This window comes from uncultured Sphingomonas sp., assembly GCF_936927845.1.
Lineage (GTDB): Bacteria > Pseudomonadota > Alphaproteobacteria > Sphingomonadales > Sphingomonadaceae > Sphingomonas.
The window spans coordinates 41,372-53,954 of record NZ_CAKZHV010000057.1 but is presented as its reverse complement, the minus strand read 5'-3'; the positions used below and the strand labels follow the sequence as shown (position 1 = coordinate 53,954).

The window sequence follows — 12,583 nt, the reverse complement described above, 5'->3', positions numbered from 1 at the left end:
GGGGGCCGAACGGTGGGGCAACGGGATTACGATGGGCGACATGAGCGCGGAGCCGTCGATGGAGGACATCCTTTCCTCCATCAAGCGCATCATCGCGGAAGAGGGTGATGCCGGAACGCCGCGTCACCGCCGCAGCGCCGGCGCGCGCGCCGCGCCGCTGCCGATGAGCCGTGACGACGAGGATGAGGACGAGGTGCTCGAACTGAGCGACCCGATCTCACCGCCGACCCCGCCGCCCGCGGCGCAGGCGACGCCCGCGCATGATCCACGTCCTGCACCGCGTGCGCCGGCGCAGCACGCCGCACCGATCCATACGTCCGCTGCGCACGACCATGACGCACACGGCGGGCACGTTTCCGCCGCCACCGTTGAGGCAACGCGCGGCGCGCTCGACTCGCTCTCTCGTCTGCTCGTGAAGCCTGAGCCGGAGAGCGACGGCACGCTCGAGGGGCTGGTGCGCGAGATGCTGCGCCCGATGGTGTCGGCCTGGCTCGACCGCAATCTGCCGGGCATCGTCGAGCAACTGGTCGCGCGCGAGATCGCGAAGATCACCGCCGGGCAGCCGTAACGACGCCGACCGCGCGATTGTTTCACGCGCGACGATCTGCTTAATCGACGCGATGAAGAGGATCATCGCGGCGACTCTGTTCGCCACCACCGCTGCCCTGTCGCTCGGCATCGCGCCTGCCGCCGCGCGGCCGCTCACGATCAACGATGTCGTCGCCTTGTCGCGTGTCGGTGCGCCGACGATGTCGAAGGACGGGCGTTGGCTCGTCTGGGCGCAGCGCGAGGCCGATGTCGCGGCCGATCGTGGCCGCTACGATCTGTGGCGGCTCGACCTGTCGCGCAGCGGTGCGGCGCCGGAGAAGCTCGCTGCCGACGCCAAGCTCGACGAGAACGACCCGCAGATCGTCGGCTCGACCGTGTATTTCTCCGCCGACGACGCGATCTGGTCGGTGCCGGTGACGGGCGGCACGCCGCGCCGGCTGACCAGCTTCAAGGGTGGGTTCAACGGCTACAAGGTCGCGCCGACCGGTGATCGCCTCGTCGTCTGGGCGGATCGCAAACCCGGCGCGCCGAGCCTGGAGCCCGCGATGGAGAAGAAGGACCCGCTCGCCGGATCGGGTCGCACCTACGATCAGCTGTTCGTGCGCCACTGGGACACCTGGGCCGACGGCACGCGCTCGCAACTGTTCGTCATCCCGCTGACGAGCGCCGGGGCGCCGGGCAACGGTGTGGCGATTCAGGGCGCGCTGGTCGGTGACGCGTCGTCGAAGCCGTTCGGCGGCGCCGAGGAAGTGAGCTGGAGCGCGGACGGGCGCACCGTCTATTTCGCGCTGCGCGAGGCCGGGCGGATCGAGCCCTTGTCGACCAACCTCGACATTTTTGCGGCGCCCGCCGACGGCTCGTCCCCGCCGACCAACCTGACCGCGTCGAACAAGGCGACCGACACGCAGCCGAGCGTGTCGCCAGACGGGCGCAAGCTCGCCTATCTCGCAATGCGTCGCCCCGGCTTCGAGGCCGACCGCTACGTGCTGACGATCCGCGATCTGGCGAGCGGGCAAACCGTGTCGCTGACCGAACGCTGGGATCGCTCGGTCGGGTCGATCGCCTGGGCTCCCGATTCGCGCAGCCTGTACGTGACCGCCGAGGACACGCAGGAAAACCCGCTATGGCGCGTCGATGCCGCCAGCGGGCAGGTGACGCGATTGACGCAGGCGGGCAACGTGTCCGCGGTCGCAGTGGGTCCGCGCGGTGCGATCGTGGCGATGAACAGCCTGACCGCGCCCGACGATTTCTATCGCATCGCCGGCGGTCAGCCGCAGCGGCTGACGCAGGTCAACGCGGCGAAGCTCGCCGGCATCGACATGCCGACCGTCGACCGCTTCAGCTTCAAGGGCGCGAACAACGACACCGTCTGGGGTTATGCGGTGAAACCCTACGGCAGCGCGGGTAAGGTGCCGATCGCGTTCATGGTCCACGGCGGGCCGCAGGGGTCGAGCAACAACAGCTGGTCCTATCGCTGGAACCCGGCGGTGTTCGCGGGCGCGGGCTACGGGCTGGTCGCGGTCGATTTCCACGGCTCGACCGGATACGGCCAGGCCTTCACTGACGCGATCAGCAACAATTGGGGCGGGTGGCCGCTCGAGGACCTGCAGAAGGGGCTAGCAGCGGCGACCGCGAAATATCCGTGGCTCGACGCGAACAACGCCTGCGCGCTCGGCGCATCTTACGGCGGGTACATGATGAACTGGATCGAGGGGCGCTGGCCCGATCGCTTCAAGTGCATCGTCCAGCACGACGGCGTGTTCGACGCGCGCGCGATGGCGTACGAAACCGAGGAATTGTGGTTCGACGAGTGGGAGCACGGGCAGAAAGCCTATTACGAGGACCCGCAGGCGTTCGAGCGTTGGAACCCGGTCAATTACGTCGCCAAGTGGAAGACGCCGCAGCTCGTCATCACCGGCGAGAAGGATTTCCGCATCCCTTACACGCAGGGCATCGCGGCCTTCACCGCGCTCCAGCGCCGTGGCGTGCCCTCTCGCCTGCTGGTGTTTCCGAACGAGAACCATTGGGTGTTGAAGCCCAAGAACTCGCGGCAATGGTACGGCGAGGTGCTCGGCTGGATGGACCGCTGGACCAAGGGTGGTGATCAACGCTGAGCGATCTCAACTGAAACGTGACTTCGGCGGGGTCGGTTGGCTAAGGGCAGGCGCATGAGCGAACTTCCCCAGAACACGTTGGCCAAAACCTTCGACCCCGCCGCGATCGAGACCCGCTGGTACAACCATTGGGAAGAAAAGGGGCTGTTCCGCCCCGATCGGCCGAACGCCGAGCCGTGGACGATCGTCAACCCGCCGCCCAACGTGACCGGCTCGCTCCACATCGGCCACGCGCTCGACAATACGCTCCAGGACATCCTCGCGCGCCATGCCCGGTTGAAGGGCAAGGACGCATTGTGGGTCGTCGGCACCGACCATGCCGGCATCGCGACGCAGATGGTGGTCGAGCGGCAGATGAATGCCGCGGGGCAGAAGCGCACCGATCTGTCGCGGGAGCAGTTCGTCGCGCGCGTGTGGGACTGGAAGGCGGAGAGCGGCGGCGAGATCACGCGGCAGCTACGCCGGCTTGGCTGCTCGATGGACTGGGCCAACGAACGCTTCACGATGGACGAGGGCTTCTCGAAGGCCGTGCTCAAGGTCTTCGTGGACCTGCACCGCGAAGGGCTGCTCTACCGCGACAAGCGGCTGGTGAACTGGGACCCGGGTCTCGGCACCGCGATCAGCGACCTGGAGGTCGAGACGCGCGAGGTGCAGGGCAAGTTCTGGCACCTGCGCTATCCGCTGGAGGACGGATCGGGCTTCATCGAAGTCGCGACGACGCGGCCCGAGACGATGCTCGCCGACATGGCGGTCGCGGTTCATCCCGACGACGCGCGCTACACCGCGCTGATCGGACGCAACGTGCGCCTGCCGATCACCGGACGGCTGATCCCGATCATCGCCGACGAGCATGCCGACCCGGCGCTGGGATCGGGCGCGGTGAAGATCACGCCGGGACACGACTTCAACGACTTCGAGGTCGGTCGCCGCGCGAGGATCGAGGCGCGCGACATGCTCAACATGCTCGATGCCAGGGCGTGCGTGACGCAGGTTGCGGACGGCAGCATCCCGGCCGACTTCCTCGGGCTGTCGACGGCCGAGGCGCGGGCGGCGGTGGTCGCACGGCTCAAGGCCGAGGGCGTGCTGGTCCCGCATGTCGACAAGGACGGCGCGGAACACGACGCCGAGCCGCGCACGATCCAGACGCCGTACGGCGATCGCTCGGGCGTGGTGATCGAGCCGTGGCTGACCGACCAATGGTACGTCGACGCGAAGACGCTCGCGCAGCCCGCGATCGAGGCGGTGCGATCGGGCAAGATCAAGATCGTCCCCAAGACGTGGGAGAAGACGTTCTTCAACTGGATGGAGAACATCCAGCCGTGGTGCGTCTCGCGTCAATTATGGTGGGGGCACCGCATCCCTGCGTGGTTCGCTGAGGATGGAAACGTCTACGTCGCCGAGACGCAGCAGGAAGCGCAGGCACAGGCGGGCGCGGGCGTCGCGTTGCGCCAGGACGAGGACGTGCTCGACACGTGGTTCTCCTCGGCATTGTGGCCGTTCGCGACGCTCGGCTGGCCCGAGGGCGAGGATCGCACGCTCGCCGGCCGTTATCCCAATGACGTGCTGATCTCGGGCTTCGACATCCTGTTCTTCTGGGATGCGCGCATGATGATGCAGGGCATGCACTTCATGGGCGATGTGCCCTTCCGCACGCTGTACCTCCACGGCCTCGTCCGCGCGGCCGATGGCGCCAAGATGTCGAAGTCGAAGGGCAACACGGTTGATCCCCTGGGGCTGATCGACCGCTACGGCGCCGACGCGCTGCGCTTCTTCATGGCGGCGATGGAGAGCCAGGGCCGCGACATCAAGATGGAGGAAAAGCGGGTCGAGGGATACCGCAACTTCGCGACCAAGCTGTGGAACGCCAGTCGCTTCGCGCAAGGCAACGGCATCGGCGGATCGACCACGCTCGACCCGCCGGTTGCAACCAATGCGGTCAACAAGTGGATCGTCGCGGAGGCGATCGCCACTGTCCAGGCGGTCGACCTCGCGCTCGCCGATTACCGCTTCGACGCGGCGGCGAACGCGATCTATCAATTCACCTGGAGCCGCTTCTGCGACTGGTATCTGGAGCTCATCAAGGGCGCGATCGACGATGAGACCAAGGCGGTCGCGGGCTGGGTGCTCGACCAGATCCTGGTGTTGCTCCACCCGTTCATGCCGTTCATCACCGAGGAATTGTGGCACGCGCTCGCTCCCCGCGAGCATGAGCTGATCGTCGCGCACTGGCCGATGGCGGACGCGCGCGCGCTCGATCCCGCCGCGGGGGCGCAGGTGTCGGGGCTGATCGAGCTGATCGAGGCGGTGCGCGCCGCACGCGCCGAGCTGAACGTACCGCCGGGCGCGCGGATCGCGCTTCACACCGGCGCGAGCGCAGTCCCGGCGGAGATCGTGCCCTATGTCGAGCGGCTCGCGCGCGTGACCGTGACCGCGGGCGAGGCGGCCGGCGCGCGCGCGCCGATCCTGTGGGGCGCGGAAACCTTCGCACTCGCGCTCGACGGCGTGATCGACTTGGACGCCGAGCGCGCACGCCTGACCAAGTCGCTCGCCGCGGCCGAGAAGGAGCGCGATGCGCTCGCCGGCCGCCTGGGCAATCCGAGCTTCGTCGAGCGCGCGAAGCCTGAGGCGGTGGAGAAAGCCAAGGCCGATCACGCCGAGAAATCGGCCGATGCTGAGCGGCTCGCGGCGGCGCTCGCCCGGCTTGGCTGACGCGGTGTTCGCGCGCGGCGGGCGGGTCGGCCCGCCGCGCACATCGCATCAGGGAAGGATGCGGTAGGTCACGCGCGCGGTCGCCTGCGTCTCGATCGGTCGGGGCGCGACTGCCACGTCGATCGGCGGCGGTGGTGGCGGGGGCGGCGGCGGTGCAGGAGCTGCCCGCAGTGCACCGGTTAAGACGATCTCGTCGGGCGTATCGCCGCGACCACTGTCAGACGCGTAGAGCAGATCGCCCAGCTTCACCTGCGCGCCCTGCGCGACCGCCTCGGCGCGGGTGCGTGCGTCCGCCAGCGCCGCTGCCATCGCGCGCCGCTGCGCGCCCCGCGGATCGGCGAGCATGAACGAGGTCACGCGCGGGTCACGCGCGCCAAGCCGACCGATCAGGCCGGTGATCGTCCCTACCTTTGCGAGCTGATCGGTGCGGAGCTCGAGCGGCAGATCGGCGACGTAGCCGATGATCGCGCACGTGCCGGCGTCGAGCTGCGGCGGACCGTAACTGTTGGCGGTGCACTCGCGGCTGCGAACTGCGCGGATCGACACGTCACCGCCCTTTGCGGTCGCGCTGGTGAGCGTCCGGATGCCGCCGTCGATCGCGCGCCGCGTGGCATTCAACTGCGTCAACGCCACGTCGGAGGTCGGGCCCTCGCCGTGGACGGTCCAGCTCACCACCGCCAGATCGGGCGGGGTGAACACGCTGCCGCTGCCCGTCACGCTGATCTGAGGCGTCGGCGGCTCCGCGCCGCTTGCCTGAACCAGCAACAGCACGCTCAACAACGATCCGGTGAATGGCATTTCACGTCCCCTCTGCCACTAGGCTAGCGCGCGCCGATGACCGTTCCAAGTGCGCTGGTGGACGGGGTCGCACTTTCACGGCAGGTTGCGCGGAACGGATCAACGCGACGGGGGTAGGGCAGCGACATGGACGAAGCCTCCCCACCCCAGACGCACGGACCTCAGCGCGATCTTACGCGCGGGCCGATCGGCAAGACGCTGCTCGCCTTCGCGCTGCCGACGCTCGGGTCCAACGTGCTGCAATCGCTCAACGGATCGATCAACACGATCTGGGTCGGGCGCTTCCTGGGCGAAAATGCGCTTGCCGCCACCAGCAACGCCAACATCATCATGTTCCTGATGTTCGGCATGGTGTTCGGGTTCGGCATGGCGGCGACGATCATCGTCGGTCAGGCATGGGGCCGGCGCGACCATGATGCCGCTAAACGCGCGTTCGGCTCCGCGATCGGGCTGGTGCTCGCCGGATCGGTCGTGACGGGCGCGCTCGGCTGGATCTTCGCGCCGCAGATCCTGACGCTGCTGGCGACCCCGGGCGATGCTTATGGCGAGGCGCTCGCCTATCTTCGCGTCATATTCCTCGGGCTGCCCGCTTCGATGCTGCTGGTGCTGATGTTCATGGGTCTGCGCGGGATCGGCGATTCGCTGACGCCGCTGTGGTTCATGGGACTGTCGGTGGTGCTCGACGCCGGGCTGAACCCGGTCTTTATCCTCGGGCTCGGCCCCGCGCCCCAGCTCGGCATCGCGGGCTCCGCGACGGCGACGCTGATCGCCAACGTCGTCGCCTGTCTCGTGCTGGTGATCTACATCTACGCGCGCGAGCTCCCGCTGCGGCTGGTCGGGGCGGAGTTGCGATACATCCTGCCCGAGCGGGACCTCGTCGGCACGATCGTCGGCAAGGGGCTGCCGATCGGCGCGCAGATGCTGGTGATCTCCAGCGCGGGTCTCGCCATGGTCGGCCTCGTCAACCGCAACGGCGTCGATACCACGGCCGCCTATGGCATCACGCAGCAATTGTGGACCTATATCCAGATGCCAGCAATGGCGATCGGCGCCGCGGTCAGCGCGATGGCGGCGCAGAACATCGGGGCCGGGCGGTGGGACCGCGTCGGCGCGATCACGCGCAGCGGCATCATCTACAATCTGGCGATCACCGGCGCGATCATCGTCGTCGCGCTGCTGTTCGATCGGCTGCTGCTCTCGCTGTTCGTGCCCGATCGATCGGCCGTGCTCGGGATTGCGGAACACGTGAACCTCGTCTCGACCTGGGGCTTCGTGCTGTTCGGCGCGACCATGGTGCTGTTCGGCGTCGTGCGCGCGAACGGTGCCGTATGGGGGCCGCTCGCGATCTTGTTCATCGCGATGTTCCCGGTCCGGCTCGGAGTCGCACTGGCGCTGCGGCCTACGATGGGCGCGGACGCCTTGTGGTGGAGCTTTCCTTTGGGATCGGCCACGACGGTGTTGCTCGCCGCGCTTTATTACCGCCACGGGGGCTGGCGAAAGGGCGCGTTGCTGGCGCCCGAGCAGCATTGCGACGAGCGCAGCCACGCCGATGTCGAACCCGGCGGCAGCATGCGTCCGGCGAGCTGACGCCGGGCGCCAGGGCGCGTCAGCGCGGCACCATCACCTCGATCACCCCCGCCGCGATATGCGCGGTGACTGGCGTATGGGCGAGGACTTCGCCGTCGATCGAGATCGGCATGCCCGTGGGCACGGTATCGATGCGCATGCTCTTGCCGGTAAACGCGGTGGTATGCTCGCGGCGCGCCTCGTGACCCACGAAGGCGGCGGCCCAATTCTTGACCAGGTTCCGCTTGAACGGGCCCTTGACCGCTTGGACGACGATCTCGCCCGAATCGACCTGGGCGCCTTCGACCACGTCGGTGCCGCCGTGGAACGGCCCGTTGGAAATCCGCACCTCGACCGCCTTGATCCGTGCCGCGTCCTCGCCTTCCCCGACGATGAGCGTGAACGAGTGGAAACGCAGGAACTGCAGCGTTGCCCAGCCGAGATAACCGACCCGCCCCGCCACCTTCTTGAGCAGGTGCGGCACCGTGGCCGCGATCTGCGGGCTGATCCCCATCGCAGCGCAATTGGCGTAATAATCGCCGTCGATCATGCCCAGATCGATCCGCCGCGGCGTGCCGTCCGCCAGCACCCGCACCGCCCCCGCGATGTCGAGCGGCAGGCCGAGCGAGCGCGCGAAGCTGTTGGCGGTACCGAGCGGCAGGACACCCAGAATTACATCCTTGCCGACCAGCAGGTCGACGAGGCCACTGATCGTCCCGTCGCCGCCGCCCAGGATCACCAGGTCGGGTTTCTTCGCCAGTGCCTGGTGCACCGTACCCTCCAGATCTTCGGGATCTTCCACCGCGTGCGCGTCGACCGGGAAGGGCAAGCCGCGCATCGCCTCGCACGCTTGCGCGAACAATTTCTGACCGCGCCGCGATTTGGCGTTCACGATCAGGGCGGCGGACGTGATGCGCGGGTGTGTCATGCGGCGCCAACGCGCCAAGAGCGATTTCGCTTCCGTAACGCTCGTGCAACATCAGCTACTTGCACTGGTCTCGCCCATGACCGAGAACGCGCGCATGCATGCTCCTTACCCTGCGCTTCGCCTGCGTCGTACCCGTGCCAGCGCGTGGAGCCGTCGGCTCCATGCCGAGAACGTGCTGACCGCCGCCGACCTGATCTGGCCGTTGTTCGTGACCGAGGGGGAGGGCGTCGAGGAGCCGATCGCGACCTTGCCCGGCGTGTCGCGCTGGTCGGTCGATCAGGTCGTCGCGCGTGCGCGCGATGCGCGCGATCTCGGCATCACCTGTCTGGCGCTGTTCCCCAATACGCAAAGGGAGCGGCGCAGCGATGATGGCGCGGAGGCGCTCAACCCCGACAATCTGATGTGCCGCGCGATCCGCGCGATCAAGCAGGCGGTTCCCGAGGTGGGCGTGCTGACCGACGTGGCGCTCGATCCCTATACAGCGCACGGTCACGACGGGATCGTCGACCGCGACGGCTACGTGCTGAACGACCGCACCATCGAGGTGTTGATCGGCCAGTCGCTCAACCAGGCGGCGGCGGGTGCCGACATCATCGCGCCGTCGGACATGATGGACGGCCGCGTCGGGCTGATCCGCGAGGCGCTGGAAGGCGACGGGTACGTCAACGTCCAGATCATGGCCTATGCCGCCAAATATGCGTCGGCCTTCTACGGCCCGTTCCGCGACGCGGTGGGCAGCCGCGGGCTGCTGAAGGGCGACAAGACGACCTATCAGATGGACCCGGCCAACCGCGAGGAAGCGCTGCGCGAGGTCGCGCTCGATCTTGCCGAGGGTGCGGACAGCGTGATGGTGAAGCCCGGCCTGCCGTATCTCGACATCGTGCGCGAGGTGAAGGACGCGTTCGCCGTTCCGGTCTTCGCCTATCAGGTGTCGGGCGAATATGCGATGATCGAGGCCGCGGTCGCCGCCGGCGCTGCCGACCGCGACGCGATGGTGTTGGAAACGCTGCTCGCGTTCAAGCGCGCGGGGTGTTCGGGCGTGCTGACCTATCATGCGCTGCACGCGGCCCGGCTGCTCGCCCGCTGACCACGGCCATGATCCATACCGAGCGGCTGATCCTGCGCTCGCCCGTCGATGCCGACCGGCCGGCGCTCCACGCGATCTGGGCTGATCCGGTGACGATGGCCGATCTCGGCCCCGTCAAGTCGGCCGCCGACAGCGACGCCACACTCGCGCGTCACGCCGGCTACGGACCCGATTTGGGCTTCTACGCCGTTGTTCGGCGTGCCGATGATGCGGTGATCGGCTTTTGCGGGTTGAAGCCTGGTCCGCCCGATACGCCGATCGCGGGCGAGCTGGAGGCGGGGTGGCTGATCGCGCGATCGTGCTGGCGTCAAGGATACGCGTCCGAAGCGATGCGCGCGGTGCTCGACCGGGGCTGGTCCACTACGCAGGCGGCGCGGATCGTGGCGATCACCGCGCGCCGCAATGCGAAGAGCCGCGCGATGATGGCGCGCCTCGGTATGTCGCACCAGCCTGCGCTCGACTTCCTCCATCCGCAGTTCGCCGCCGACGATCCGCTCGCCGACATCGTCACCTACACGCTGGCGCGTTCGTGATGGAGCGACGGGGGACACGACGTTTCACCGGCGTTAACCATCCGGCAGCTAGGTAGATCGCTCGTCCGGCCGCGGTTCGGCTCTGAAAGGCTCGCATGGTTGCTGTTCCCCCGCGCGGATCGCGCTGGCTGTTCATCGCGACGATCCTGACGGGGTCGTTCCTGCTGTTCCTCGTCCAGCCGATGATCGCGCGGATCGCGCTGCCGCGGCTGGGTGGTGCGCCGGCGGTGTGGAACTCCGCCATGCTGGTTTACCAGGCGCTGCTGCTCGGCGGCTACGCTTATGCGCACCTGCTCGGACGCTTGAGCCCGCGCGGGCAGGGACTGGTGCACCTGTTGGTGCTCGTCGCCGCGGCGACGTTCCTGCCGATCGGGCTCGCCGATCGCATCCTTCCCCCCGGTGCGGAGCCCGCCTTGTGGGTGCCCTACCTGTTCGCGATCTCGATCGGTCCGCTGTTCTTCGCCGTGTCGGCGCAGGCGCCGCTCGTGCAGCGCTGGTTCGCGCTGGCGCGGCCGGGCGAGGATCCGTACGCGCTCTATGCCGCGTCGAACATCGGCAGTTTCGTCGGACTGCTCGCATTCCCGCTGCTGGTCGAGCCGATGCTTCCGGTCACCGCGCAGCGTTGGCTGTGGAGCGCGGGCTACATCCTGCTCGTCGTTCTGGTCGTCGCCTGCACGCGTTATCTGCCACGGGTCGCGGAGCAGCCCGCGCTCGCCCTCCCGCCGCGTGACGCCGCGTCACCGGGTGCGAAGCGCTGGTTGACGTGGATGGTGCTGGGGCTGGTGCCCTCGGGGCTGATGCTCGCCACCAGCACGTTCATCAGCACCGATCTGCTGGCGATGCCGCTGTTATGGGTGCTGCCGCTCGCGCTCTACCTGCTCAGTTTCTCGGTCGCTTTCGCCGCCAACCGCGCGCTCGCCGACGCGATCACGCGTTATGCGCCGATCACCCTGGTCGTGTTCGGCGGCATCCTGATGGGCGGGTTCACCGATGCCGCGCTGCTGGCGGTGGGCATCGCGTTGATGGTCCTGTTCGTGGCCTCAGTCGCGCTGCACACGCGGCTCTACCGGCTGCGACCGCCGCCCGCGCAGTTGACGAGCTTCTATCTCGCCATGTCGACCGGCGGCGCGCTGGGCGGCGTGTTCGCCGGGCTGGTCGCGCCGGTCATCTTCGACTGGACCTGGGAATATCCGATCCTGATCCTCGCCACCGGTGTGCTGATGCCGCAGACCTTCCTCGCGCAACAGATTGCGCGGGTCTGGCTCACACCCAAATCGCGGCTGGTCGCGATGGCGGTATACGTGCTGGTGTTCGCGACACTGTTCGTGCTGACCAGCGGTCCAGAGGCCGCGTCGGGGGTTAATCCGCATTTCACCCTGTTGTTCGCCGTCGTCGCGCTGTTCGGCATCCTGTCGGTTGGCGCGCGCCGGCCGTTCCTGCTGGTGCTCGCCTGCGGGTTGATGCTGTTCGGCGGCATGCGCTCGCTCTCGCTGTCGCTTGATCCGGGCGCGCGCATACGCAGCTACTTCGGCGTGTACACGCTGAACGACGCACCGCGCCGCCACGTGCTGGTGCATGGCAGCACCGTTCACGGCATCCAACAGGCCGGCAGCCCCGCGCGCGAGCGTACCCCGACCACGTACTACGTTCCTGGTTCTGGTATTGGCCGCGTCATGACGCTCGCGCCCGCCTTGTACGGCACGGGCGCGCGGATCGGGGTGGTCGGGCTGGGGACCGGCACGCTTGCCTGCTACCATCAACCGGGTCAGCGCTGGCGATTCTACGAGATCGATCCGGCAATGGTTCGTATCGCGCAGGGGCGGCATTTCACCTTTCTTCGCCGCTGCGCACCCGATGCCCGGATCGTGCTCGGTGATGCGCGGTTGAGCCTGGAACGGCAGGCGACCGATACGCTCGACGTGCTCGCGCTCGATGCATTCTCGTCCGATGCGGTGCCGATGCATCTGCTGACGCTGGAGGCGTTCGACACGTACGGGCGTGTGCTCGACCGGCGCGGCGTGCTCGCGGTGCATATCTCCAACCGCTTCATCAACCTCGTACCCGTGGTCGCGGCCGCGGCAAAGGCGCGCGGGTGGCAGGCAGCAATCCTCGATTTCACGCCCGATCCGTTCGAGGAGGATGCGAGTCTATCGTCCTGGGTGATGATGACGCGCGATCCGACCGTCTTCGACGCGGTGCACGCGCGTGATGCCGCTTGGCGTCCGATCCGCCCGCGTCCCGGCTTCGCCGCGTGGAGCGACGATTACGGGACGATCCTGCCGCTGCTGCGCTTCTGATC

Annotated in this window: 9 protein-coding genes; 7 read left to right on the top strand and 2 right to left on the bottom strand. The window is 68.0% G+C overall.

Features of this window, described 5'->3' with window-relative positions; genetic code table 11:
• Nucleotides 1-31: 31 nt before the first annotated feature.
• From Q0579_RS08040 to Q0579_RS08030, 3 genes are read left to right on the top strand one after another with little or no spacing between them, the layout of a single operon-like run.
• Nucleotides 32-568 (top strand): DUF2497 domain-containing protein, encoded by a 537-nt coding sequence (locus Q0579_RS08040; RefSeq protein ID WP_298810963.1) that lies wholly within the window; start codon nt 32-34, stop codon nt 566-568.
• 52 nt (nt 569-620) lie between these two features.
• Nucleotides 621-2,663 (top strand): S9 family peptidase, encoded by a 2,043-nt coding sequence (locus Q0579_RS08035; protein WP_298810962.1) that lies wholly within the window; start codon nt 621-623, stop codon nt 2,661-2,663.
• 54 nt (nt 2,664-2,717) lie between these two features.
• Entirely contained in the window at nt 2,718-5,372 is a 2,655-nt protein-coding gene (locus tag Q0579_RS08030; RefSeq protein WP_298810960.1) for a valine--tRNA ligase, read from the top strand.
• A gap of 48 nt (nt 5,373-5,420) precedes the next feature.
• Here the strand turns inward: Q0579_RS08030 and Q0579_RS08025 are convergent, their stop codons facing one another.
• Complete coding sequence (locus Q0579_RS08025; protein ID WP_298810958.1) at nt 5,421-6,170, bottom strand: SIMPL domain-containing protein; 750 nt, start codon at nt 6,168-6,170, stop codon at nt 5,421-5,423.
• Nucleotides 6,171-6,296: 126 nt separating this feature from the next.
• Here Q0579_RS08025 and Q0579_RS08020 point away from each other — a divergent pair, with 126 nt between their 5' ends.
• Nucleotides 6,297-7,757 (top strand): MATE family efflux transporter, encoded by a 1,461-nt coding sequence (locus tag Q0579_RS08020; RefSeq protein WP_298810956.1) that lies wholly within the window; start codon nt 6,297-6,299, stop codon nt 7,755-7,757.
• A 19-nt stretch (nt 7,758-7,776) separates the two neighbouring features.
• Here the strand turns inward: Q0579_RS08020 and Q0579_RS08015 are convergent, their stop codons facing one another.
• On the bottom strand, nt 7,777-8,664 hold the full coding sequence (locus Q0579_RS08015) for a diacylglycerol kinase family protein (RefSeq protein WP_298810953.1): 888 nt from the start codon (nt 8,662-8,664) through the stop codon (nt 7,777-7,779).
• A gap of 94 nt (nt 8,665-8,758) precedes the next feature.
• On the opposite strand from Q0579_RS08015, the gene hemB reads away from it, so the two are divergent.
• The 3 genes from hemB (at nt 8,759) to Q0579_RS08000 (ending at nt 12,581) form a co-directional block, all read left to right on the top strand.
• The gene (hemB, locus tag Q0579_RS08010; RefSeq protein WP_298811413.1) at nt 8,759-9,751 is read left to right on the top strand and encodes a porphobilinogen synthase; all 993 of its coding nucleotides are present in this window, start codon (nt 8,759-8,761) and stop codon (nt 9,749-9,751) included.
• Between the two features lie 8 nt (nt 9,752-9,759).
• Nucleotides 9,760-10,284, top strand: a complete 525-nt coding sequence (locus Q0579_RS08005; RefSeq protein WP_298810947.1) for a GNAT family N-acetyltransferase — start codon at nt 9,760-9,762, stop codon at nt 10,282-10,284.
• Between the two features lie 95 nt (nt 10,285-10,379).
• On the top strand, nt 10,380-12,581 hold the full coding sequence (locus Q0579_RS08000) for a fused MFS/spermidine synthase (protein WP_298810944.1): 2,202 nt from the start codon (nt 10,380-10,382) through the stop codon (nt 12,579-12,581).
• Nucleotides 12,582-12,583 lie beyond the last annotated feature (2 nt).